The sequence below is a fragment of the Streptomyces sp. WAC04114 genome (genome assembly GCF_019733245.1).
In the GTDB taxonomy this organism is placed as follows: Bacteria; Actinomycetota; Actinomycetes; order Streptomycetales; family Streptomycetaceae; genus Streptomyces; species Streptomyces massasporeus_A.
In genome coordinates this window covers 1-22075 of sequence record NZ_JAIGQA010000013.1, presented here as the reverse complement: position 1 = coordinate 22075, position 22075 = coordinate 1, and the positions used below count along the sequence as shown (strand labels likewise).

21 protein-coding genes are annotated in these 22075 nt (G+C 70.9%); 15 read left to right on the top strand and 6 right to left on the bottom strand.

Annotation, left to right across the window (positions count from 1 at the left end):
• Window positions 1-44 precede the first annotated feature (44 nt).
• Together K4G64_RS06330 and K4G64_RS06325 are read left to right on the top strand one after the other, a co-directional pair.
• Window positions 45-1523 (top strand): GntP family permease, encoded by a 1479-nt coding sequence (locus K4G64_RS06330; RefSeq protein WP_221755024.1) that lies wholly within the window; start codon window positions 45-47, stop codon window positions 1521-1523.
• Window positions 1524-1588: 65 nt separating this feature from the next.
• On the top strand, window positions 1589-2149 hold the full coding sequence (locus K4G64_RS06325) for a hypothetical protein (protein ID WP_221755023.1): 561 nt from the start codon (window positions 1589-1591) through the stop codon (window positions 2147-2149).
• On the opposite strand, the gene K4G64_RS06320 is transcribed toward K4G64_RS06325, so the two are convergent.
• The gene (locus tag K4G64_RS06320; RefSeq protein ID WP_221755022.1) at window positions 2146-3498 is read right to left on the bottom strand and encodes a M14 family metallopeptidase; all 1353 of its coding nucleotides are present in this window, start codon (window positions 3496-3498) and stop codon (window positions 2146-2148) included. The two genes, K4G64_RS06325 and K4G64_RS06320, sit on opposite strands and share 4 nt — an antisense overlap.
• 275 nt (window positions 3499-3773) lie before the next feature.
• Between K4G64_RS06320 and K4G64_RS40970 the strand changes: the two genes are divergently transcribed.
• The 5 genes from K4G64_RS40970 (at window position 3774) to K4G64_RS06295 (ending at window position 10274) form a co-directional block, all read left to right on the top strand.
• Window positions 3774-6839: a LuxR C-terminal-related transcriptional regulator gene (locus tag K4G64_RS40970; RefSeq protein ID WP_308122257.1), complete on the top strand. Its 3066-nt coding sequence runs from the start codon at window positions 3774-3776 to the stop codon at window positions 6837-6839.
• A 65-nt stretch (window positions 6840-6904) separates the two neighbouring features.
• Window positions 6905-7804 carry an MEDS domain-containing protein gene (locus tag K4G64_RS06310; protein ID WP_221755021.1) on the top strand — a complete coding sequence of 300 codons (900 nt, stop codon included), beginning with the start codon at window positions 6905-6907 and terminating at the stop codon, window positions 7802-7804.
• Window positions 7805-7884: 80 nt separating this feature from the next.
• Complete coding sequence (locus tag K4G64_RS06305; RefSeq protein WP_260460087.1) at window positions 7885-8367, top strand: ATP-binding protein; 483 nt, start codon at window positions 7885-7887, stop codon at window positions 8365-8367.
• 102 nt (window positions 8368-8469) lie between these two features.
• Complete coding sequence (locus tag K4G64_RS06300; RefSeq protein WP_221755020.1) at window positions 8470-9786, top strand: Nramp family divalent metal transporter; 1317 nt, start codon at window positions 8470-8472, stop codon at window positions 9784-9786.
• A 17-nt stretch (window positions 9787-9803) separates the two neighbouring features.
• Window positions 9804-10274, top strand: coding sequence for a hypothetical protein (locus K4G64_RS06295; RefSeq protein ID WP_221755019.1), 471 nt, complete (start codon window positions 9804-9806; stop codon window positions 10272-10274).
• A gap of 6 nt (window positions 10275-10280) precedes the next feature.
• Here K4G64_RS06295 and K4G64_RS06290 read toward each other — a convergent pair whose 3' ends face one another.
• Genes K4G64_RS06290 through K4G64_RS06270 form a run of 5 tightly spaced genes read right to left on the bottom strand, consistent with a single transcriptional unit; the run spans window position 10281 to window position 14967 of the window.
• Complete coding sequence (locus tag K4G64_RS06290; protein ID WP_221755018.1) at window positions 10281-11969, bottom strand: chitinase; 1689 nt, start codon at window positions 11967-11969, stop codon at window positions 10281-10283.
• Between the two features lie 31 nt (window positions 11970-12000).
• Window positions 12001-12390, bottom strand: coding sequence for a hypothetical protein (locus tag K4G64_RS06285; RefSeq protein WP_221755017.1), 390 nt, complete (start codon window positions 12388-12390; stop codon window positions 12001-12003).
• Window positions 12387-12821, bottom strand: coding sequence for a DUF3592 domain-containing protein (locus tag K4G64_RS06280; RefSeq protein WP_221755016.1), 435 nt, complete (start codon window positions 12819-12821; stop codon window positions 12387-12389). The genes K4G64_RS06285 and K4G64_RS06280 overlap by 4 nt, the downstream gene beginning before the upstream one ends.
• A 2-nt stretch (window positions 12822-12823) precedes the next feature.
• The gene (locus tag K4G64_RS06275; protein WP_221755015.1) at window positions 12824-13387 is read right to left on the bottom strand and encodes a hypothetical protein; all 564 of its coding nucleotides are present in this window, start codon (window positions 13385-13387) and stop codon (window positions 12824-12826) included.
• Window positions 13388-13407: 20 nt separating this feature from the next.
• The gene (locus tag K4G64_RS06270) at window positions 13408-14967 is read right to left on the bottom strand and encodes a hypothetical protein (protein WP_221755014.1); all 1560 of its coding nucleotides are present in this window, start codon (window positions 14965-14967) and stop codon (window positions 13408-13410) included.
• 385 nt (window positions 14968-15352) lie between these two features.
• Here K4G64_RS06270 and K4G64_RS06265 point away from each other — a divergent pair, with 385 nt between their 5' ends.
• The 8 genes from K4G64_RS06265 to K4G64_RS06230 form a co-directional block, all read left to right on the top strand.
• A complete protein-coding gene (locus K4G64_RS06265; RefSeq protein ID WP_221755066.1) occupies window positions 15353-16186 on the top strand; it encodes a hypothetical protein in 834 nt (277 codons plus the stop codon).
• 70 nt (window positions 16187-16256) lie between these two features.
• Window positions 16257-16964: a Flp pilus assembly protein CpaB gene (gene cpaB, locus K4G64_RS06260; protein WP_221755013.1), complete on the top strand. Its 708-nt coding sequence runs from the start codon at window positions 16257-16259 to the stop codon at window positions 16962-16964.
• A gap of 9 nt (window positions 16965-16973) precedes the next feature.
• The gene (locus K4G64_RS06255; RefSeq protein WP_221755012.1) at window positions 16974-18227 is read left to right on the top strand and encodes an AAA family ATPase; all 1254 of its coding nucleotides are present in this window, start codon (window positions 16974-16976) and stop codon (window positions 18225-18227) included.
• Window positions 18228-18289: 62 nt separating this feature from the next.
• Window positions 18290-18616: a pilus assembly protein gene (locus K4G64_RS06250; protein WP_260460088.1), complete on the top strand. Its 327-nt coding sequence runs from the start codon at window positions 18290-18292 to the stop codon at window positions 18614-18616.
• Window positions 18616-18975, top strand: a complete 360-nt coding sequence (locus K4G64_RS06245) for a TadE/TadG family type IV pilus assembly protein (protein WP_221755064.1) — start codon at window positions 18616-18618, stop codon at window positions 18973-18975. Before K4G64_RS06250 ends, K4G64_RS06245 begins: the two co-directional genes overlap by 1 nt.
• A 25-nt stretch (window positions 18976-19000) precedes the next feature.
• Window positions 19001-20338: a CpaF family protein gene (locus K4G64_RS06240; protein ID WP_221755011.1), complete on the top strand. Its 1338-nt coding sequence runs from the start codon at window positions 19001-19003 to the stop codon at window positions 20336-20338.
• Window positions 20339-20347: 9 nt separating this feature from the next.
• Window positions 20348-21292, top strand: coding sequence for a type II secretion system F family protein (locus tag K4G64_RS06235; RefSeq protein WP_221755010.1), 945 nt, complete (start codon window positions 20348-20350; stop codon window positions 21290-21292).
• Window positions 21293-21308: 16 nt separating this feature from the next.
• Window positions 21309-22075, top strand: a 767-nt coding sequence (locus K4G64_RS06230; protein ID WP_221755009.1) for a DUF5936 domain-containing protein, incomplete at its 3' end; no start/stop codon positions are given.

Sequence of the window (22075 nt, the reverse complement as noted above, 5' to 3'; positions counted from 1 at the left end):
CCCCCTACCCAGAAGCCGCATGCATTTACGCAGAGGACCCCCGAATGTCCCTTTCGCTTGCCGCGTCCGCCCCCGCCGAGACCCCACCCCACACCGGAGGCCTGCTCCTCCTCGTGGACGGCACGGCCGGACTCCTGCTCACCGCCGCCCTGGGTATCGGGCTCCTGCTGTTCCTCATCATCAAGACGAGACTCCAGCCGTTCGTCGCCCTGCTCGCGGTTTCCATAGCCGTCGGCCTCGCCGCCGGCCTGTCGGTCACCGAACTCTTCGGCACGGTCCAGAAGTCGGATGCCGTCTCCACCATCGAATCCGGCATGGGCGGCATCCTCGGCCATGTCGCGATCATCATCGGCCTGGGCACCATGCTCGGCGCGATCCTCGAAGTCAGCGGCGGCGCCGAGGTGTTGGCGAGGCGTCTGCTCGGTCTGTTCGGCGAGAAGCGCGCCCCGCTCGCCATGGGTCTCACGGGCCTGATCTTCGGCATCCCGGTCTTCTTCGACGTCGGCATCTTCGTCCTGGCCCCGATCGTCTACGCCGCCGCCAAACGCTCCGGCAAGTCGATCCTGCTCTACTGCCTGCCGCTGCTCGCCGGCTTGTCCGTGACGCACGCCTTCCTGCCGCCGCACCCCGGCCCGGTCGCCGCGGCCGGTCTCCTCCACGTCGACCTCGGCTGGGTCATCCTCATGGGCGTCGTCTGCGGTCTGCCCGCCGTGGTGGCCGCCTGGGGCTACTCGGCGTGGGTCGGCCGCCGCATCTTCGTCCCCGTGCCGCAGGACATGGTCGAGGCGGCGGAGGAGGCGAAGCAGGCCGTCGTCGACGAGCAGCGGGCCGCCGGGGTCGCGCCCAGCGAGCAGCCCGTCTCCCTCGGCACGGTGCTCGGCATCATCGGCACGCCCCTGGTCCTCATCCTCGCGGCGACCTTCTCCTCGATCGCCCTGGACCCCTCGACCCCGCGCTCGGTGATCGAGTTCTTCGGCAGCCCGTTCGTGGCGCTGACCATCGCCCTGTTCCTCGCGTACTACCTGCTCGGCATCCGCCGCGGCTGGTCCCGCAAGTCCCTGGAGACGGTGTCCACCGCGTCCCTCAAGCCGGTCGGCAACATCCTGCTGGTGGTCGGCGCGGGCGGCATCTTCGGTGCCGTCCTCAAGGCCAGCGGCGTCGCCCAGGCCCTCTCGGACACCTTCAACGATGTGGGCCTGCCGGTGCTCGTCCTGTCCTACCTGATCTCCGTGGTCCTGCGCGTGGCCCAGGGCTCGGCGACGGTGGCGATCGTGACGACGGCCGGCATCGTGGCCCCGCTCCTGTCCGAGGGAGACCACTCCCAGGCCTTCGTCGCCCTGGTCATCATGGCCATCTCGGCCGGCTCCATCTTCGCCTCGCACGTCAACGACGGAGGTTTTTGGATGGTCGCCAAGTACTTCGGCATCAGCGAGCGGGACACCCTCAAGACCTGGACGGTGCTGGAGAGTGTGCTGTCCGTGGCGGGGTTCGCGGTGGCGGCGGTATTGAGCCTGTTCGTGTAGGCGTCTGATAACGAAGTCGGGGTCGACTGTGTGCCGCACAGGTTTCTCGACCATACTCCTCCCCTGTGGAGCAGCGCATAGGTTCGAGCAGCCAGCCCCTGGAAGGCGCCGGATTCGACCCGGCCTTCATCCCCGGGCTCACGCCACCCGCGTCCCGAGGGACGGAGGAGGACGGGCCGGAGAAGGAGCCTGAGGTCGCGGACGCCGAGGAGGCCGACGCGGCCGCCGCCGAGCCGGAAGAGGCGGCGGAGGCGGCGGAGGTGTCCCCTTCCGAGCAGGAGGAGGACACCGACACCGACGGCCCCGTCTTCGAGGCGTCCGACCGCCGCGCCAGAATGGTCGCCGACCACAGGGGCGTACGCCTGTCCCTGGACGACCAGGACTGCGAGTTCCGCTGGGACGAGATCGGCGCGGTGGAGACGGAGACGGCCCGCTTCGGCAAGCGGTACACCGTCACCGTCCACACTCCCGACCGGCGCTGGTACCCGATCGAGATCGAGGCGCCGGCCAGGAGCCACTTCAAGGAGTGGGACGAGCAGCTGGACGCGGTCCTGGACGCCTACTTCGAGACAGAGACAGAGACCGCGACCGAGGTGAAGGCAGAGGCAGAGGCGGACGCGGACTAGCCGCAGTACTGGCTCTCCTTGCCGATCGACCGGTACATACAGTCCGCGTTCTCCAGCAGTTGCAGCACCGCATCGCGGTTACGGGAGGTCTCCCGCTCGATCACCTCGTCGGGCGGGTAGAACCCCCCGCCCCCGGAGCGCGGATACATCTCGAAGGTGTACGCGAAGATCTTGTGCGTGCCCCAGAGGTAGTCGTCGATCGACCCGTCGGTGATGTACAGGTCGCTGGACTGTTCCGCCGTGTACCCGTTGCTCGCGGCCATCTTCCGCCCGACCGCCTTGAACGCCGCGTTGTCGTCCGCGGTCATTCCGGTCGCCGTGTCGGAGTAGGTGTAGCCGAACGGCCACAGCACCAGCTCGCTGTAGGTGTGGAAATCGACCCCCGCCTTGATCTGCTGCGTGCCGCCGACGACCCGGCTGCGCACGAAGTCGGAGACGACCTTCACCTCGGGTGCGGACTCGGGGGATGTCCCGCGGTACGTCTCGGAGGACGTCGAGCCCGAGGAGCCGCCGCAGCAGCCCCAGCGGTAGTTCCAGTTGCGGTTCAGGTCCGTACCGACGTACGACGAACCGGAGTTGGGCTGCCGGTTCTTGCGCCAGGAGCGGTAGGAGCCGGTGGCGATGTCGTACTCGCCGCCGTCCGGGTTGATGTCCGGGACGATCCAGATCTCGCGGTTGTTCACCATGCCGGTGACGCGCGAGTCGGAACCGTAGTCGGAGGTCAGCTCGCGCAGCAGGTAGAGCGCCATCTCGACGGTGAGGTGCTCGCGGGCGTGCTGGTGGTGGGTGAACAGCACTTCCGGCTCGGACTCGTCGGTGCCCACGTTGTCGCTGATCTTGATGGCGACGATGTTCCGGCCCTGGTACGACCTGCCGATCACGCGCTGGCTCGCGATCGAGGGGTTGGCCGCGACGATCGAGTTGATCTCGCTCGTCATCTCCGCGTAGTTGTGGTACTTCGAGTCGCCCGAGGGGAAGTCGAAGAGCCGGAGGTCGTCCTCGCCGGCGGAGCGGTCGGGGACCGCGCCGAGCCGGGTGACCTCGTAGCCCAGCGTGCGCAGCTTCTTGATCTGGTCCGCGCGGCCGGAGACGACGACACCGTGGCCGTGGACCTCGTCGACGGTCACGCCCGTGCGCTGAAGTGCCGTGCGGTCCTGGGCCGTCGAGTGCAGATGGACCTCGTACTGCCGGACGTCGTCGGCCGAGGCGGCCGCTTTGCGGGCGCTGTCGGCGGTGGCGTCGCTCGTCGTCGCGGACAGGGGCGCCGCGAGGGCGAGGGCGAGGAGGCCGGCGAGGGCAGCGGTGCGTCTGCCGGTGCGGGCACCGGAGCCTCGTATGCGAAGTCGCATGAAATCTCCTTGTGGGAGGTGGGGTTGTTCCGTGCGACGTACGTGGTGCGGGTGGCGCAAATCGTCCTGCTAATGGCATGAGCAGGTCAAGACTGAAAGTGGCCGCGCAGTGTACGCGCGCGGCGCCGCGGTCGAGGGGTCCCGCCGGAAGTACACCCACAGGGGTGGCTCTGGCGTGCATATATGTACGCAGCGGGAGAGGGTGAGGGTCCGCGCAAGGGGAGTCGGAGTGTCCGGGTCCCCGGACCCCCACCCCTTCAGAGGACTGGCTGATCATGGGCGGATCAGCGCCACGACGGGACCACCACCTGCCGGCCGAGACGACCAGCTTCGTCGACCGGCGTGGCGAACTGACCCAGGGCCGCGAACTGCTGGCCCGCGCACGGCTGGTGACGCTGACCGGGCCGGGCGGCGTCGGCAAGACCCGGCTCGCCGCACGACTCGCGGCCCGTGTGCGGCGGGCCTTCCCGGACGGCGTGCGGTTCGTGCACCTGTCCGGACTGCACGACCCGGACCTCGTCCCGCTCGCCGCCGCCGACGCGCTGGGCCTGCACGACCGCTCCGCCCAGCCGGCCCTGGACGCCCTCGTCGAGCAGGTACGGGACCGGCGGCTGCTCCTCGTCCTCGACAACTGCGAGCACCTGGCGGCGGCGTGCGCCCGGCTCGCCGCGGCCCTGCTGCACGGCACCGAGGGCGTCCGGATCCTCGCCACCAGCCGGCACCGGCTCGGCCTCACCGAGGAGCACCTGCTGGAGGTACGGCCGCTGCCGGTGCCCGACCCGGACGCCGACCTGTCCGCCGCCGACGGTTACCCCGCCCTCACGCTCTTCGCCGACCGGGCCGCCGCCGTCGTCCCCGGCTTCCGCCTCACCCCCGCCAACCGCGCCTCCGTCGCTCGCCTGTGCCACCGCCTGGACGGCCTGCCCCTCGCCATCGAACTCGCCGCCGTCCGCATGCGCGTCCTCGACGTCGACCAGCTCCTCGACCGCCTGGACGACCGCTACCGCTTCCTCACCACCGGCAGCCCCGCGGCCCTGCCCCGCCACCAGACCCTGCGGGCGGCGGTCGCCTGGAGCCACGACCTGTGCACACTCCCCGAACAGACGGTGTGGGCCCGGCTGTCGGTCCTCGCAGGCAGCTTCGACCTGGAGACGGCGGAGGCGGTGTGCGCGGACGCGACGCCGGAGACCGTGGCCCGGCCGCCGGCAGACGGGGGTCACCCCGTCACACTCCCGCACGCGGCGACCCGGCCTGCGTTGCCGGCCCAGTCGTCGGAGGAGCTCGGCGCGGGGGTCCACGCCGGGGAGGGTTCCGGTGCGGGTGGCCGACTCGGGGGTGACTCCGGTGGGCGTGTCCGGTTGGCGGATGGGGTTGGCGCGGGTGTTCGTGCTGGGGAGGGTTCCGGTGCGGGTGATTGTTTCGGGGACGGGTCCGGTGCGTGTGTCCGGCCCGTGGATTGGTCCGGTGCGTGTGTCCGGCCCGTGGATTGGTCCGGCGTGGGCTTTCGTGCCGGGGAGGGTTCTGACGCGGGTGTTCGTGCTGGGGAGGGTTCCGGTGCGGGTGGTTGGTTCGGGGACGGGCCCGGTGCGGGTGGTTGGTTCGGGGACGGGTCCGGTGCAGGCGTCCGGTCAACGGATGGGTCCGGCGCAGGCGTCCGTGCCGGCGAGGGCTCCGGCGTAGGTGCCCGTGCCGGGGGCGGCTCTGGTGCGAGCGGCGGGCACCCCGACGGCCCCGGCACAGGCGCGTGGCCGGCGGACGGCTCCGGCGCACGCGTCCAGGCCACCGGCGGCTCCGGCGCACGCGTCCAGGCCACCGGCGGCTCCGGCGCATGCGCCCAGGCCACCGGCGGCTCCGGCGCACGCGTCCACCCCGCGGCCGCACCCGCCGGGGCCGCCGTCGCCCTGCTTCCAGCCCCGGGCCTGCGTACCGATGACGTGCTGGAAGCCGTCGCCGGGCTCGTGGACAAGTCCGTGCTCTGCAGGGAGGCGGGGCCCGGTGGTGTGCGGTATCGGCTGCTCGACACGCTGCGGCAGTACGGGCTGGAGCAGTTGAGGCGGGTCGCGGGGGAGGAGGAGGCCGCCCGGCGGCGGCAGCGCGACTGGATGGTGCGGCGGGCCGAGGAGAGCGAGCGCGGCTGGTTCGGGCCCGGGCAGCCGGAGACCGTCGCCCGGCTGCGCGCCGACCGGGACAACCTGCGCGCAGCCCTCGACTTCAGCCTCTCCGTCCCCGGCGAGACCCTCGCAGGACTGCGTCTCGCCGGCACGCTCTGGTTCCACTGGCACGCCTGCGGGGCCTCCCGGGAAGGCCTGTACTGGCTCGACCGGGCCCTGCGCGCCGCCCCCGAGCCGACCCGCGAACGGGCCCGCGGCCTGTGGGTCGCCGGGCTGCTGGCCGCCGCCACCCGGGACTTCCCCCGGGGCCACCGCCACGCCACCGAGGCCCTCGCACTCGCCCGTGCCCTCGGCGACGCCGCCGAGGCCGCGCACGCCGAGTACGTCATCGGCGTCATCCGGCTGTTCGGCGACGACCTGCCCGGAGCGCTGCGGCACTTCGAGGCCACCGTCTCCCGCGGCCCCGTGCCCGGCCAGCACCTCAGCCTCGTCGGCCTCGACCAGGTCGAACTCGCCTGCGCACTGGGCTTCCTGGGCGAGGCCGAGCGGGCCGTGGAGGTCTGCGAACAGGCCCTCGAGCTGTGTGAGAGCCACGGCGAACTATGGGTCAGGTCCTATGTGCTGCGCATCCTCGCCCTCGCGCACTCCGTACGCCGCGACTGGCCCCGGGCCGAACGCCACGGCCGCGAGGCCCTGCGGCTGAAACTCGCCGTCCACGACGTCATCGGCATCGCCCTCACCCTCGACCTGCTCGCGTCGATCGCCGCCGAACGCGGCGATCACGAGCACGCCGCCGTGCTGCTGGGCGGCGCCGACCGCGTCTGGGCCGACATCGACACCGACCGCTGGGGCTCCCACACCCTCAACTCCGTACGCCGGGAGAGCGAGGAGCGGGCGGCCCCGGCGCTGGGCCGCGACGCGTTCGAGCGGGCCCACCGGCGGGGCCACGCTCTCGCTCTCACGGAACTGGTCGGCCACGCCCTCCAGGAGCCGGGCCGCCCCCACCCCGCGGAGGCCGCCCCGCCGCCGCACGACGACACCACGGTCCGTCTGACCCGCCGCGAGACCGAGGTCGCCCGGCTCGTCGCCGAAGGGCTCGCCAACCAGCAGATCGCGGACCGCCTGGTGATCGCCCGCCGCACCGCCGAAGGGCATGTGGAACGCATCCTCAGCAAGCTCGGCTTCAGAAACCGCAGCCAGATCGCCGCCTGGATGACGGCACAGCGCTGACCCGCCCGCACTCCCGCCCCATCCGCACCCCACACCCACACCCACACCCACCCCGAGGGGATCACGTGACCACCGCAGAACCCAGCCCGTTCGACCACCGCATGGCCGTCTTCGACTCCGACGACGGCTTCGTCACCGCCGCCCTGCCCTTCCTCGGCGAGGGCATCGGCGCCTCCGGCGAGCCGCCACCGGTCGCCATCGCCGCCCCGCGCAACCTGGACCTCCTGCGCGACGCCCTCGGCTCCGACGCGAAGGACGTCACCTGCATCCCGCACACCGACTGGTACACCGGCTCCGCCGCCAACGCCATCGCCCAGGCCGCCGCCTACCTCACCGCGCACGCCGGCTCCGGCGGCCGGCTCCACCTCGTCATGGAGCCGGTGTGGAGCGGGCGCGCCGGCCGCTCGGCCCGCGAGACCACCGAGTGGATCCGCTACGAGGCCCTCGCCAACCTCCTCTTCTCGCCCATGGCCACGACCGTCCTGTGCGCGTACGACACCCGTACCGCCGGGCCCGCCGTCGTCGCCGCGGCCCGCCGCACCCACCCCGACACCGAGGCCTACGAGGACCCGCTGCGGCTCGCCGCCGAACTCGACGCCGTACCACTGCCGTTGCCCCCGGCCGGTGCGCTGTCCCTCGCGGAGCCGCACGCCGCGACCGTGCAGAGCTGGGCGGTGGGGCGGGGACTGGCCGCCGCGGACGCCGAGTTGTTCGCCGCCGCCGTGACGGAGACCGCCGCCGCCCTCGCGCCCCTCGACGGTGAACTCCTGCTGTGGGGCGAGGCACCCGCCTGCGTCGCCGAACTGCGCTCGGTACGCCGCCTCGACGATCCGCTCGCCGGTTTCGTCCCGCCGGCCGACGGCCCGGATCCGGGCCCGGGGCTCTGGTACGCGCGCCAGGTCTGCGCGTACGTGGACATCCGCGACGACGCCGGGGGAGCGACGGTCCGTCTGCAGTACGCATAGCCCCCTACCTGCACAAGCAGGTAGGGGATCGGGTAGTTCTCCCCCTGTGCCGGACCACCCCCGGGGATCACGCTGGACCCATGCTGCAACTCTCCGGGCGGCACCTCCCGGACCCCGACGCCCGCTACGGCCCGTTCCCGCAACCACCCCTGGGAGCAGGCCACCTGAGTGTCGAGTACGCACCCCGGCCCTCCGCCGTCCGCGAGGCACGCGCGGAGGTCCGCAGGCAGTTGGAGGGATGGGGGCTCGGCAAGGACGGCGAGGTCGCGGACGTGGCCGAACTCCTCGTCGGTGAACTGGCCACCAACGCCCTGGTACACGCCGGAAGCCCCTTCCGTCTCACCCTGTTCGCCGCGCACGGCATCCTGCGCTGCGAGGTCGCCGACGCCGAACGCCGCGTGCCGCGGGTGCTGGACGCGGGCACCGGGGAGAGCGGCCGCGGAATGTTCCTGGTGGACGCGCTCGCCCAGCGCTGGGGCTGCCACCGGGACGGGCCGGGCAAGACCGTGTGGTTCGAGCTCGGCACGTGCGGATCGAACGGCTGCGGTCGGCGACAGCCGTGACGCTCCGCCGGGCCTGACCGGGCGGGGTGTCCTACGGGCATCGCGTGAAGATCCGGTCAGGCCCTCTTGTCCTGCGGGCGCCTTTGGGCTTTCTTGACCTGCATGGCGGACACCACGGGAAACACCACGGAGAACGAGGCCATCCAACCCCCGCAGCCCCGGAAGGCGAGTTGGAAACACATCGGTCCGGGCATCGTCGTCGCGGCGACCGGTGTCGGCGCCGGTGACCTGGTCGCCACCCTGATCGCGGGCAGCAACTTCGGATACACCCTCCTGTGGGCCGCGATCATCGGCTGCCTGGTGAAGATCTCCCTGGCCGAGGCGGCCGGCCGCTGGCACCTGTCCACGGGCCGCACCCTGTTCGACGGCTGGGCGAGCCTCGGCCGCTGGACGACCTGGTTCTTCGCGGTCTACGTCGTCGTCTGGGGCTTCGTCTACGGCGCGGCGGCCATGTCGTCGAGCGCGCTGCCGTTGCAGGCCTTGTTCCCGGACGTGATGGACCTCAAGTGGTGGGGCATCGCCTGCGGCCTGGTCGGTCTGGTCTTCGTCTGGTTCAACAAGTACGCGGTGTTCGAGAAGGTCATGACGGTCCTGGTGGGCGTCATGTTCGTGGTGACGGTGTACCTCGCGATCCGGGTCACACCGAACATCGCCGACGCCTTCGCCGGACTCCTGCCGGTGCTGCCCGACGAGAAGGACTCGATCCTCAACACCCTGGGCCTGATCGGCGGTGTGGGCGGCACGATCACCCTCGCGGCCTACGGCTACTGGGTCAACGCCAAGGGCTGGACCGACACGGGCTGGATGAAGGTCATGCGGCTGGACAACCGCGTCGCCTACGCCACGACCGGCATCTTCGTCATCGCCATGCTGTTCGTCGGCGCGGAGCTGCTCCACTCGGCGAACGTCGCCATCGCGAGCGGCGACAAGGGCCTGATCCAGCTGGGCGACATCCTGGAGGAGGAGTACGGCTCGGCCACCGCCACGTTCTTCCTGATCGGCTTCTTCGCCACGTCGTTCACCTCGCTGATCGGCGTCTGGCACGGCGTGAGCCTGATGTTCGCCGACTTCGTGGCCCGCCTGTCGGGCACCGGCCGGGCCAAGGGCGAGGAGGTCGCCTCCGGGACCCGCGAGCGCTCCTGGCCGTTCCGCGCCTATCTGCTCTGGCTGACCTTCCCGCCGATGATCCTGCTCTTCGAGGGCCAGCCCTTCCGCCTGATCATCATCTACGGCGTCCTCGGCGCGGCCTTCCTGCCCTTCCTCGCCGCCACCCTGATCTGGCTCCTCAACTCCTCCCGCACGCCCCGCGAGTGGCGCAACGGCCCGCTGAGCAACGCCATGCTCGCCGTCGCCGGCCTGCTGTTCCTGATCCTGTGCGTGAAGCAGATCTGGGACCAGCCGTGGGGCGAGTTCTTCTGAGGCGGGAGAATGGCCGGATGACCCAGCAGCCGCCACCCGGCCCGGGCTTCGGCCCGCCCCCGCCGCAGTACGCGCCGCCGCCTCCGCAGTACGCACCGGCGCCGCCCCCGCAGGCGGCGGCACCGTCGCCGTACGCGCCCGCACAGCCGTACCCGCCCGCACAGCCGTACGCCCAGGCGCCGCCGTCGCAGCAACCGGCTGCGCCGGCCGGTCCGGAGTTCCTGGCCGTCGACAAGCGCAACGCGGTCGTGATCGACGCCTCCGGTGTGGTCTTCGAGATGTACGGCCTGTCGGTCGAGTTCCGCTGGCCGGAGATCCGCAGCGTCCACTACCAGGCGAGCCCGAACGGCAAGGCGCTGATGGTCGCCGTGATCCACCAGGACGGCCGCTTCTACGAGTGTGTGGTGCAGGCCAGGCCCCGGGCCAGACTGCAGGAGTGGTTCCCGCAGCTGGCCTGGGTCCTCGGCCACTACCGTCCGATGGGATAGGGGCTCCTACGGCAGCCCGTGCACATGCGGCCCCACCGCGTTGGACCACGCGTTGCCGGCCGTCGCGTCCCAGTTGGTCGACCAGGTCATCGCGCCGCGCAGACCGGGGTACGTCCGGGGCGGCTTGAAGGACCCGCACCCCGTGCCCTTGGTCAGGCAGTCCAGGGCGTTGTTCACCACGGTCGGTGAGACGTAGCCGCTGCCCGCTCCCCGGGTCGAGGCGGGCAGGCCGAGCCCGACCTGGGACGGGGCCAGGCCGCCCTCCAGCTGGATGCAGGCCAGGGCCGTCAGGAAGTCAACCGACCCCTGGCTGTAGACCTTGCCGTCGCAGCCCAGCATGGAACCGCTGTTGTAGTACTGCATGTTGACGACCGTGAGGATGTCCTTGATGTTCAGGGCCGTCTGGAAGTAGGAGTTCGACGTCGACTGCATGTCGATGGTCTGTGGCGCCATCGTGATGATCAGCGACGAGCCGGCCTTCGCCGACAGCGACCGCAGCGCCTGCGTCATGTAGGTCGCGTTGAGGCCGTTCTCCAGGTCGATGTCGACGCCGTCGAAGCCGTAGGTCTGCATCACGGAGTACACGCTGTTCGCGAAGTTCGTCGCCGACGCGGCGTCGTTCACCGCCACCGTGCCGCGCTCGCCGCCGACCGAGACGATCACCTTTTTCCCGGCCGCCTGCTTGGCCCGGATGTCGGCCTTGAACTGGTCGACGGTGTAGCCGCCGAGACCGGCCGAGTCGAGGGTGAAGGTCACCGCACCCGGCGTCGAGGTCGCGTCCGCGAAGGCGACGGCGATGATGTCGTACTGCGACTGGACGTCGGAGAGCTTCTGGACCGTCGCGCCGTTGTCGAAGTTCTGCCAGTAGCCGGTCACCGCGTGCTTGGGCAGCGCCGGGCCGGGGCCGTTCGGTTTCGTCGTGGTGCCCGTCACCGCCGCCGACTTCGGTGACTCACCGGCCCCGTTCGTCGCCGTGACCTGGAAGGAGTACGACGTCGAGGCCGCGAGCCCGGTCACGGTCGCCGAGGTGCCGGAGACCGCGGTCACCTTCGTGCCGTCGCGGTACACGGTGTAGCCCGTCGCGCCGGAGACGGCGTTCCAGGCCAGGGACACCGACGAGGACGACGTCCCGGAGACGTTCAGGCCGGCCGGCGCGGACGGGATCGTCGGACCCGGGTCCGTGCCCCCGCCGCCGTCGGGGCCGAACACGGACACGTCGTCCGCGTAGTACGCCGACTGCCCGTACCAGCCGTGCGTGTACACCGTCACCGAGGTCGTAGAGGAGCCCGTGGTGAAGGTGGTCGACAGCTGCTTCCAGGACGAGGAGTCGGGCGTCCAGGTGGAGACGTCCGTCGTGCCCGTGCCGGACACGCCGAGGTAGGCGTACCCGCCCCGGACCCAGGCGCCCAGCGTGTACGTCGAGTTGGGCTTCACCCGCACCGACTGGGCGCACCGGGCGTTGTCCTGCCCCGACGGGGTCGCCCGGAGCGCGGCCGCGCCGGTGCGCACCGGGGAGGAGACCGTCGTACCGCTGCCCGCCGAGCAGGTCCAGTCGCTCAGGCCCGACTCGAAGCCGGCGTTCCTGGCGTTGTTGACGTCGGCGGCGCTGGCCTGGCCGACGGTCGTGACAGTGAGGGCCAGGGCAGCCGTGACGGCACCCGACCAGAAACGCAGGGATCGTCTGTGTGGGGACATGACAAGAAAATGGTCCAGACCAAAGCGGCTGTCAAGAGGTCCAGACCAACCTGTCGAGCAGCAGCCCCACCGCGCATCCCCCCAGCAGCACCACGGCCGACATCCAGAACGCCGCGCCCGCCAGGTCCAGCACGCTCGGCCGCAGGGCCAGCAGCAGCACCTGCGCCGCCGCCGGGACCGCGCACGCCGCGATCAGGTGCCGCACCGGCATGTCCCGCCATGGCTCCGGATGCACCCGCGCCGCCGCCCAGGTGGCCAGTACGACACACACCAGGTTCGGCAGATGCACCAGCGCCAGCGCGGCCCCGAACGACCCGACGCCCTCCGGGCCGACCAACGGATCGTGAATCAGCGTCATCTGGAGGTACTCGGTGAGGACGAGCACCACGATGCCGACGGCCCAGCAGCGCACGAGCGTCATGGGTTGCCCCCGGTGATCTCGAAGAAGAGCAGGAGCGCGAAACCGGCCGCGGCCATGCCGCAGCCCGCGGCCAGGGCCAGCGCCTGGAGCACCGGGGACCAGCTGCCCCGGCCCGCCACCGTCGCCGTGCCTGCCGGGTCGCGCGGGTCGTAGGTGACGGTGACCGGGCTGCCCTCCGCCGTCGACGAGCCCGCCAGGTCCTCGAACTCCACCCGCGCGCCGTCCGCCGTACGGAAGGCGAAGAAGTGGCGCCGGGCGTCGGAGCGCTGGTACGGCTCCGTCTCCACCCGGACGCACCTGCCCTCCGCCCGGACACCGCGCCGCAGCACCCGCGACACCGTCACCAGCCGCCGCGCGTACCTCCACGACAGCGCGCCGAACAGCGCGACGAACAGGGCCAGTACGACGTATCCGGCGCCCGGCACCTCCACTGCTAGTGCACCTCGACCGAGTCGATGATCCGGTCCAGGTCCCCGTCCGGCAGGGACCCCTGCTCGGCGTCGATGCGGATCGCGAAGGTGGTGTCCTTCGAGTCCAGCCCGGCCAGGATCACACCTTCGACCGGGGTGCCCCTGGCCGGCCCGCCGTCCTCGCCGGTCGCCTTGAAGGAGAAGTCGATCCGCTTCGCCCCGTCCGCGCCGGCCAGCTCCACGTCCTTCTGGCCCTGGACGTCCGCACCCATCTGGATGCCCGCCTCGGCGGCGATCGCGGCCTGCTCGGCGGAGTTCGCCTCGGTGAAGGCGAGCTGCACGGTGATGACGGAGACCTTCTTCCCGCCCTCCGTCCGCACCGCCGCCGCGGCGTTGTGCCTGCCGCGCTCGGCGGCGCTCTGCACCGCGTAGCCCTTCGGGTACGACACGTCGACGCCCTTCGTCTTCAGCGTCCCCCAGCCCTCGGGGACCGAGCCCGCCCCGGAGTCGGTGTCCTCCCCGCAGCCGGTCAGGGCCAACGCGGTCGTCAGCAGGGCGGCGGCCAGGCAGGCACGGCGGGTCTTCATCGGCAGGGGCTCCCGTCTCGTCAGTTCGCACAGTAGCTGTAGGGAAGATAGGAGCGGCCGTCTCCGTGGGGCGCACCCAGGAAATGGGCGTCGGTCAGGGTCTCCGCCTTCTTCTCCGTGCTGATCGTCATGCCCAGACTGAGCCCCAGATTCAACTCGAAGCCGTACTCGGCCGCGTTCACCTCACCCGTGTACGTCATCCGGCTCGACTTGCCCTCGTCGAACATCAGCTGCCCGAAGGGGTCGTCGGCGCCCGGCCGGGCCGTCGGCGCGTGGTCGGCGAACATGTACCGGAAAGGCGTGGCGACCTGCTCGTTGTTGCTGTCCAGCCAGCGCTCGGCGACCGCCCGGTCCTGATCGCCGGCCGGGCCGGGATCGAAGGTGAGGGTGTTGCTGACGATCTCGATGCCGGTCTGCGAGTCGGCGCCCTTCACCCCGGCGTTCCCGCCCCGCTTGTCACCGTCCTTCTTGCCGTTGTCGCCACCTGCCTTGGCGCCGTCCTTCTGGCCGCCCTTCTCGACGGTGCGGGTCATGTCGACGCGGACCAGCTTGCCGGTCTTCTTGTCGTAGGTGACCGTGATGGTGCCCGTCTGCGTCGTGTTGGCCGCGTACTCGCCGCTCAGCGGACCCGCCTCGTAGCCCACCTTGGAGCCGTACTCGATGGACGAGGAGTACGTGTACGACTTGGTGTCCTTGTAGGAGTTGTCGGTCCAGGTGACCTCGGGGGAGTACTTGAAAGTGCCGCCGAGCGCGGCGCTCAGCTTCTTCTCGTCGCCCGCCGAGATCTTCAGGCCCGCCGACGCCGAGGCCTCCAGACCCACCTTGCCGTAGGTGATCTTCCGGTTGTCGCCGAGATTCTCCTTGATCCGGTTCTGGGTGTCCTCCTCGTCCTTGAGAGGCCCCTTGCCGAAGAGATAGAGGATGCTGTCGCCGACGCTCGCCTCCGCGCCGCCCGGCATGGTGCGCCGCATCTCGTACATCTGGAGCTTCTCCACGTCGTCCCGGAAGCGCTGGGCCTCCTCGGGGCTCTGAAACACCCAGGTGTCTCCGTTGGTGACCTTGATGCCGAGTCCCAGCTCCACCTTGTCGGCGCCGAACCGGCCCACCTTCATGCCGGGCTTGAAGTCCTTCTTCGCGGCGACCGAGGAGGCGTCCGTGAACGTCAGATAGACCAACTGGTCGTTGTCGTCGACCTTGCCGTCCCCGTTGACGTCCGTCTTCGCCTTCAGATGCTGCTCCTGGAAGCCGTACTCCTTGCCGATCTCCCAGAAGAAGATCTTCGCCTTGGAGCCCGCCTTGTCCGTGACGGAGGAGACCTGGCACAGTGCCGGCTCGAAGTCCGCGTCGGTGAGCGGCTCGTCGGGCCCGGGCCCGCCCGTCCCGCAGTCGCCGCCGCCGGCCACCCGGCACACCTGTGCGGCGATCCTGTCGTAGACCAGCCGGCCGACGCCGGTGGCCGAGACGGCCAGCACGATCGCCGCGCTGACGACGACCATGCCGAGGTACTCGGTGCCGGTCGCCCCGCGGTCGTCGAAGACCGGTCCGCGCCCGTACGCCCGTATGCCGCCCCCGCCCGCCATACGGCACCCCTCCCCGTCCGGTCCACGTGTGTTTTCGGACGGCGAGCGTAGGTTCGCGACACCGCGCCGGGCGTGGGCCTCAGGGCCCAAACGAAGGCCCACCGTCACCACTGGGCCCGCTGGGCCCACCGCCCGGGGCCGCCCGGGCCCGCCGAATCGACCGGCAAGATGCTCAACCTGCCCCGTTTTGACGCATCTTGTGCAACGACAGTTGCTCGTCAGCTACACAAACGCTGTTCTCCGGTCACAGAGCCGTGGATACAGTGCTGAGGTAGTCACGCAGTGAAGTCGACACGGTGCGCCGGAGTGACACCCGGCGTTCCGACGTGCATGGGGAAACGGGGAGCTGCGCGTGCCAACTGCCATTGCCGTGACCAGTGCCGACATGGCGCTGCCGCCACAGGACGAACGCACCCTGCCCGCCGTCGTACTGCGGGACGTGGCCCGGCGCCCCCTGGAGCAGGCACTGGCCGAGATGCAGGCCCTGGTCGAGCACCACGGGCATGTGATCGTGGTCTGCTCACAGGCCGCGCCCACCGCGGTGCAGCGGCGGCTGCACACCCTGCGCTCCCTCATGGAGAGCGACCGCATCGCCCTGTTCCGGCCGGACCTGCCGCCGCTGGGACTGGCCGTCCTGGCCCGACAGTTACGCCAGCTCGCCTCCTGCGACATCAGCCCCGGCGTGCTCGCCTCCGCCGGCCGGCTGCTCGTCCACTACATCCACGCCGGCGCCCTGCTGAGCTCCGTCACCCGCCTCGACCGCGTCCCCGTCGGCCTGAAGTCGCACGCCAAGTCCTGGGTGCCCGGCAGCCAGTTCGGCGTCCTCGCCCACCCCGAGCCGCAGCTCGTCAGGATCACCCCCGAAGCCGCGCTCCCCGGCCCCGAGTTCGGCACCTGGATGCTGGTCGCCAAGGGGCAGCTCCAGTCCGACTGGGTCAGCGGCACCCTCGCCCCCTCCTGGAAAGTGCAGGGGCTGCGCGAGACCCCGCTCCCGGCGGAGTCGCCCGGCTGGTGGGGAACCGGCAAGCTCATCGAGTTCTGCAGCTACCTGCCCGACCTGTCCGTCCTCTACCAGCTGGTCACCTCCGTCCGGCGCAGCCAGTGCCACTGGTGCGGCATCGACGTCATCGGCGACCGCTGCGTGTTCTGTTCGGCCACGCCACCCGTCCACGACAGCCCGCCCCGCAAGCAGCTCGAGAACCGAACGGCCGCCGGCTGAGGCCTGACACCGCTCGTCAGCACTGTTCCGATCCCGCTCGACCGATATCCCCAACGAGGTTGTACGGTTCATGAACTCCCGTCAGCGCCGCGGCGTGATCCTCCTGCTCCTGTCGATCGTCTGCGCCCTCGGCGCGTTCACCGGCGTGCTCTCCGTCATCAGCGACGTGAAGTCGAAGGTCGGCCCCGAGGTCACCGCCTACCGGCTGAAATCCGACGTGCCGCCCTACACCACCCTCAGCACGGGCCAGTTCGAGAAGATCAAGATGCCCGAACGGTGGCTGTCCGACAACGCGGTCACGGACCTGCGGGAGATACAGGGCAAGATCGCCGTGACCACGCTGGAAGCGGGCTCCCTGCTCCAGTCGGACATGATCGTCCGCCAGCCGGCTCTCCAGCCCGGCCAGCAGGAGGTCGCCATCATGATCGACGCGGCGACCGGCGTGGCCGGCAAGATCACGCCCGGCGCCTCGGTCAACGTCTACGCCACCTTCGAGGGCGCACGCGAGGGCGACCCCGACCAGTCGAAGATCATCGTCACCAACGCCAAGGTCCTCGACGTCGGCGACCTCACCCCCCTCGAGCCCGACGAGTCCAACCGCACCCGGCAGCCCACCGACGCCGTCCCGATCACGTTCGCACTGTCCGCCCTCGACGCGCAGCGCATCACCTACGCCGAGTCGTTCGCCAAGCGGGTCCGGCTCGCCCTCGTCGCGCCCGGCAGCGACACCACCGTCCCCGAGCGGGACCGGACGTACGAACTCGCGAAGGACAAGTGAGAGGCTGCCATGCCCACGAGGATCCTCCCGGCAGTCGGTGACACGGACGCGGTCCGGTCGATCACGACACTGCTCAGCCAGCTCCCGGACGCCGAGCCCGTCGCCCCGGTCGTCGACTCCACCCAGCTCATCGACACCCTCGCGCGCCTCGCCGCCGAGTCCGTCGACGAGCTGCCCGAGGTCGTGGTGGTGCACGAGCGGATCGGCCCGGTCCCCGCGCTGGAGCTGATCCGCGAAGTGGCCCTGCGCTTCCCGGCCGTCGGAGTCATCCTCGTCACCTCCGACGCGAGCCCCGGCCTCTTCCAGGCCGCCATGGACTACGGCGCCCGCGGCCTGGTCGCCCTGCCCCTCAGCTACGAGGAACTCGCCAGCCGCGTCCAGGCGGTCGCCCAGTGGTCCGTCGGCGTACGACGCCACCTGGGCGCCGGCGGCGACGTGTTCACCGGCGTCGGCGGCACCGTCGTCACGGTCAGCGGCGCCAAGGGCGGCGCCGGGACCACCCTGACCGCCATCCAGCTGGCCCTGGCCGCCCAGGCCTCCGGCCGCAGCACCGCCCTGGTCGACATGGACCTCCAGACCGGCGACGTCGCCTCCTACCTGGACGTCCAGTTCCGCCGCTCCGTCGTCGACCTGGCCGCCATCACCGACATCTCCCCGCGCGTCCTGGCCGACGCGGTCTTCCGCCACGACACCGGCCTCGCCCTGCTGCTCGCCCCCGCCGAAGGGGAACGCGGCGAGGACGTCACCGACCGCGCCGCCCGCCAGATCGTCAGCGCCCTGCGCTCCCGCTACGAGGTCGTCGTCATCGACTGCGGCGCCCAGCTCGGCGGCGCCGGGGCGGCTGCCGTGGAGATGGCCGACCGGGCCCTGCTGATCACCACCCCCGACGTGGTCGCCGTACGGGGTGCCAAACGGGCCGTGCGGATGTGGGACCGGCTTCAGATCCGCAAGGCCGAGGAGACGACCGTCGTCGTCAACCGGCACTCGCGGGGCACGGAGATCCAGCCGCCCCTCATCCAGAAGATCACCGGCACGGCGGTCGCGGCCACCGTCGTCCCCGCCAACTTCAAGGAACTGCAGAGCGTCGTGGACGCGGGCCGGATCCACGAACTGGAGAACAAGAGCTCGGTGAAGCAGGCCCTGTGGGGTCTCGCGGGCGAACTGGGCCTGGTCAAGGCACCCGACGGCGCGCAGAAGGCGGGCCGGGGGTTCCGGGGCGGCGACCGGGGGTCGGTGAGCTTTCGGCGGAGGAGGGAGGGGTGAGGGTGCGGAGGGTGCCGTTACGGGAGCGGGACAGGGGCCAGGTGACGATCGAGTTCCTCGGGATGACGCCGACGATCATCGTGACGCTGATCGCGCTGTGGCAGGTCGTCCTGATCGGCTACACCTACACGCTCGCGGGTAACGCGGCGGACGAGGCCGTACGGCAGGGGACGGCGGCCGAACCGGGGGCGCGGCAGGGCGTGTGCGAACAGGCGGGCAAAGACAAGCTGTCGGACGCGTGGCGTTCCGGGGCCGAGGTTACCTGCGGCGGCTCGGGCTATGTGACGGCCGACGTGGCCCTGGAGGTCCCGGTCCTCTTCCCCGGCACGCTGTCCTTCGGGTTCACGGTGGAAGGCCACGCCGGGGCGGTCGAGGAGGCGAAACCGTGATGAACGGTATCCGCAAGGGCCGCGACCGCGGCCAGGTCGCCATCGAGTACATCGGCTTCCTGCCGATCCTGCTGATCGTCGCCCTGGGGGCCGTGCAGCTCGGCCTGATCGCCTACACGGCCCAGCAGGCCGGGACGGCGGCCAGGACGGGGGCGCGCAGCGCGTCGCTGGAAGGGCCGCACGAGGCGGACTGCCGGGCGGCGGTGAGCAGTTGGCTGGCGGACGAGACGACTTGCCCGGCGTCGTACGGCGGGGACGAGGTCACGGTCACAGCCGAGATCACCATCCCCTCCGTCTTCCCGGGCAAGGACAACTTCGGCGCAGCCCGCAAGACCGCGACGATGCCGCTCGACCACTGAGCAACGAGCTAGGAGCACCGCACTCATGAGCCTGCGAGCACGGATCAACACCCCCGAGGAGAACGGCAACCGGGGCGAGGACGGCCACATGGTCGCCTCCTACCGGGCCAAGCTCCTGGAGGAGATCGACCTCGCGGAGATGAGCTCGCTGGCCGCAGCCGAGCGCCGGGCACGGCTGGAGCGGGTGCTCGGGCACATCATCAGCCGCGAGGGCCCCGTCCTGTCGACGGTGGAGCGCGCGCAGCTGATCCGCAGGGTGGTCGACGAGGCGCTGGGCCTCGGCATCCTGGAGCCGCTGCTGGAGGACGCGTCCATCACCGAGATCATGGTCAACGGCCCGGACGCGATCTTCGTGGAGCGCGGGGGACGGGTCGAGCAACTGCCGTTGCGCTTCGCCTCCAACGACCAGCTCATGCAGACGATCGAGCGGATCGTCTCGACGGTCAACCGCCGCGTCGACGAGTCGAACCCGATGGTGGACGCCCGCCTCCCCTCGGGCGAGCGCGTCAACGTCATCATCCCGCCGCTGTCGCTGACCGGCGCCACCCTCACCATCCGCCGCTTCCCGCGCTCCTTCACACTCCAGGAGCTGATCGGACTCGGCTCGCTCGACGAGCACATGCTGTACCTGCTGGCGGGCCTGGTGCAGGCGAAGTTCAACGTCATCGTCTCCGGCGCGACGGGCACGGGGAAGACGACCCTGCTCAACGCGCTCTCCGGGCTCATCCCCGAACGCGAACGCATCATCACGATCGAGGACTCCGCCGAACTCCAGCTCCAGCAGGCCCACGTCATCCGCCTGGAGTCGCGCCCGCCGAACGTCGAGGGCAAGGGCCAGGTCAGCATCCGCGACCTCGTCCGCAACTCCCTGCGCATGCGCCCCGACCGGATCGTCGTCGGTGAGGTCCGCGGCGGGGAGTCCCTCGACATGCTCCAGGCGATGTCGACGGGCCACGACGGCTCGCTGGCCACCGTCCACGCCAACAGCGCCGAGGACGCGCTGATGCGGCTGCAGACCCTGGCCTCCATGTCGGACGTGGAGATCCCCTTCGTGGCGCTGCACGACCAGATCAACAGCGCGGTCGACGTCATCGTGCAGCTGACCCGGTTCGCGGACGGCGCCCGCCGCATCACCGAGATCGCGCTGATGGACAGCCACGGCAGCGAGCCGTACCGGCTGGTCACGGTCGCCCGCTTCAACGCACAGCCGATGAGCCCCGACGGCCGTATCCACGGCGCCTTCGAGTACTACCCCCTCCCACGCCGAACCGCCGACCGCCTCTACATGGCGAACCAGCCCCTCCCGCAGGCGTTCGGCATCGCCCGGTCCGCGGACCAGCTAGCCACCCGAGAAGCCAGGTAGGACCGACCGATGGAACTGCAATCGCTCATCACGCTCACCACCGGCGTCACGCTGCTGACCTGCGTCCTGGTGGTCGTCGGCCTGCACTCCTACGCCACCGGCAAGGCACAGCGGCAGGCCCTGGTCGACCGCCTGTCCGCCACCGGCCAGGTCCCGACGGGCGGCCGGCGCCGCAACTTCCGCGGGATCGACCGCCGTCTGCGACGCACCCGGCTCGGCAAGAAGCTGGAGCTGCGGCTCGCGGCGACCGGCCTGGACATCACCCCGGGTGAGTTCTTCGTCTACATGCTCGCCACGATCGCGAGCCTGTGGCTGATCGGCCAGGTGGCCCTGGCCCCGTTCTTCGGCCCCCTGGCCGGCCTGCTCGGCATCGGGGTGGCGGTCCAGTTCCTCAACTGGCAACGCCAGAAGCGCATCGAGAAGTTCATCAACCAGCTCCCGGAGATGGCCCGGATCCTCGCCAACGCGACCCAGGCGGGACTGGCCCTGCGGACGGCGATCGGGATGGCGGCGGAAGAGATGGAGGCCCCGGCGGGCGAGGAGCTCGGCAAGGTCTCCGCCCAACTGGCCGTCGGCGCCTCGATGGACGACGCGCTGGGCGAACTGGCCGACCGACTCCCCTCCCGCGAACTGGTCGTCCTCGTCACCACCCTGGTCCTGTCGAACCGGGCCGGTGGCCAGGTCGTCGGCGCGCTGCGCAACCTGACGGAGACGCTGGAGGAACGCAAGGAGACCCGGCGCGAGGTCCGCACTCAGCTCTCCCAGGTCACCATGACCTCGTACGCCGTCCCGGTCCTGGGCGTCGGCTCCCTGTTCCTGATGAACGGGGTGAAGGACGGAGCCCTGGACCGCATGACCGGCTCCCCCTTCGGCCAGGGGGCGGTCATCATCGCCTTCGCTCTCTACGCCGTCGGCTTCGTCCTCATCCGCCGCCTGTCCCGCATCGACGTCTGAGAGCCAGGAGGCAACCATGGGACTGCTTCTCGCCCTGCTGATGGGCCTCAGCGTCTGGGGCGTCTTCGCCGGCATCCGCATGTACCGCGCGGAGGCCAAACTGCCCGGCGACCTCGCGCTGGCCCTGGAGGTCGGCTCCACGCGCACCGGCGCGGTCGACTCGCTCATCGACCGCATGGGCATGCGCTACGCGCCCGCCGTACTGCGCCTGATGGGCCCGAAACAGGTGGCGAAGTACCGCCGCAAGATCGACCTCGCGGGCAACCCCGGCGGCCTGACGATCGACAGGTACGCCGCGCGCCGCGCGGTCTACGGCTTCCTGGGAGCCGTCGGCTTCCTGGTCTTCCTCATGCGGGGCCAACTGCTGGTCGCCCTGTTGCTGCTGGCCTTCGGCGCGTTCTGGACGGAGGTCGGCATCTGGTCGGCGATCCGCATCCGCAAGGACGTCATCGAACGGACCCTCCCGGACTTCCTCGACGTCCTCGCGGTCGTGGTGAGCGCCGGCCTCGGCTTCCGCCAGGCACTGGACCGTGTCTCGTCCCGGTACGAGGGCCCCTGGGCCGACGAACTGCGCATCACCCTGCGCCAGATGGACCTCGGCATGAGCCGCCGCCAGGCCTTCGCGGAACTGCGCCGCCGCAACGACTCCGAGCAGGTGGCGATGTTCGTGACGGCGCTGCAGCAGGGCGAGGAACTGGGCGCGCCGATCGTCGACACGCTGGTGTCCCTCGCGAAGGACATGCGCCGTACGGATGCACAGAACGCCCGCCGCAAGGCGGCCCG

What these genes read in the sequence shown, in the direction of transcription:
- K4G64_RS06330 (WP_221755024.1), top strand. Translation starts at nt 45, where the DNA reads ATGTCCCTTTCGCTTGCCGCGTCCGCCCCCGCCGAGACCCCACCCCAC.
- K4G64_RS06320 (WP_221755022.1), bottom strand. Translation starts at nt 3,498, where the DNA reads ATGCGACTTCGCATACGAGGCTCCGGTGCCCGCACCGGCAGACGCACC.
- K4G64_RS40970 (WP_308122257.1), top strand. Translation starts at nt 3,774, where the DNA reads ATGGGCGGATCAGCGCCACGACGGGACCACCACCTGCCGGCCGAGACG.
- K4G64_RS06305 (WP_260460087.1), top strand. Translation starts at nt 7,885, where the DNA reads ATGCTGCAACTCTCCGGGCGGCACCTCCCGGACCCCGACGCCCGCTAC.
- K4G64_RS06300 (WP_221755020.1), top strand. Translation starts at nt 8,470, where the DNA reads ATGGCGGACACCACGGGAAACACCACGGAGAACGAGGCCATCCAACCC.
- K4G64_RS06295 (WP_221755019.1), top strand. Translation starts at nt 9,804, where the DNA reads ATGACCCAGCAGCCGCCACCCGGCCCGGGCTTCGGCCCGCCCCCGCCG.
- K4G64_RS06290 (WP_221755018.1), bottom strand. Translation starts at nt 11,969, where the DNA reads ATGTCCCCACACAGACGATCCCTGCGTTTCTGGTCGGGTGCCGTCACG.
- K4G64_RS06285 (WP_221755017.1), bottom strand. Translation starts at nt 12,390, where the DNA reads ATGACGCTCGTGCGCTGCTGGGCCGTCGGCATCGTGGTGCTCGTCCTC.
- K4G64_RS06275 (WP_221755015.1), bottom strand. Translation starts at nt 13,387, where the DNA reads ATGAAGACCCGCCGTGCCTGCCTGGCCGCCGCCCTGCTGACGACCGCG.
- K4G64_RS06270 (WP_221755014.1), bottom strand. Translation starts at nt 14,967, where the DNA reads ATGGCGGGCGGGGGCGGCATACGGGCGTACGGGCGCGGACCGGTCTTC.
- K4G64_RS06265 (WP_221755066.1), top strand. Translation starts at nt 15,353, where the DNA reads ATGGCGCTGCCGCCACAGGACGAACGCACCCTGCCCGCCGTCGTACTG.
- cpaB (WP_221755013.1), top strand. Translation starts at nt 16,257, where the DNA reads ATGAACTCCCGTCAGCGCCGCGGCGTGATCCTCCTGCTCCTGTCGATC.
- K4G64_RS06255 (WP_221755012.1), top strand. Translation starts at nt 16,974, where the DNA reads ATGCCCACGAGGATCCTCCCGGCAGTCGGTGACACGGACGCGGTCCGG.
- K4G64_RS06250 (WP_260460088.1), top strand. Translation starts at nt 18,290, where the DNA reads ATGACGCCGACGATCATCGTGACGCTGATCGCGCTGTGGCAGGTCGTC.
- K4G64_RS06245 (WP_221755064.1), top strand. Translation starts at nt 18,616, where the DNA reads ATGAACGGTATCCGCAAGGGCCGCGACCGCGGCCAGGTCGCCATCGAG.
- K4G64_RS06240 (WP_221755011.1), top strand. Translation starts at nt 19,001, where the DNA reads ATGAGCCTGCGAGCACGGATCAACACCCCCGAGGAGAACGGCAACCGG.
- K4G64_RS06235 (WP_221755010.1), top strand. Translation starts at nt 20,348, where the DNA reads ATGGAACTGCAATCGCTCATCACGCTCACCACCGGCGTCACGCTGCTG.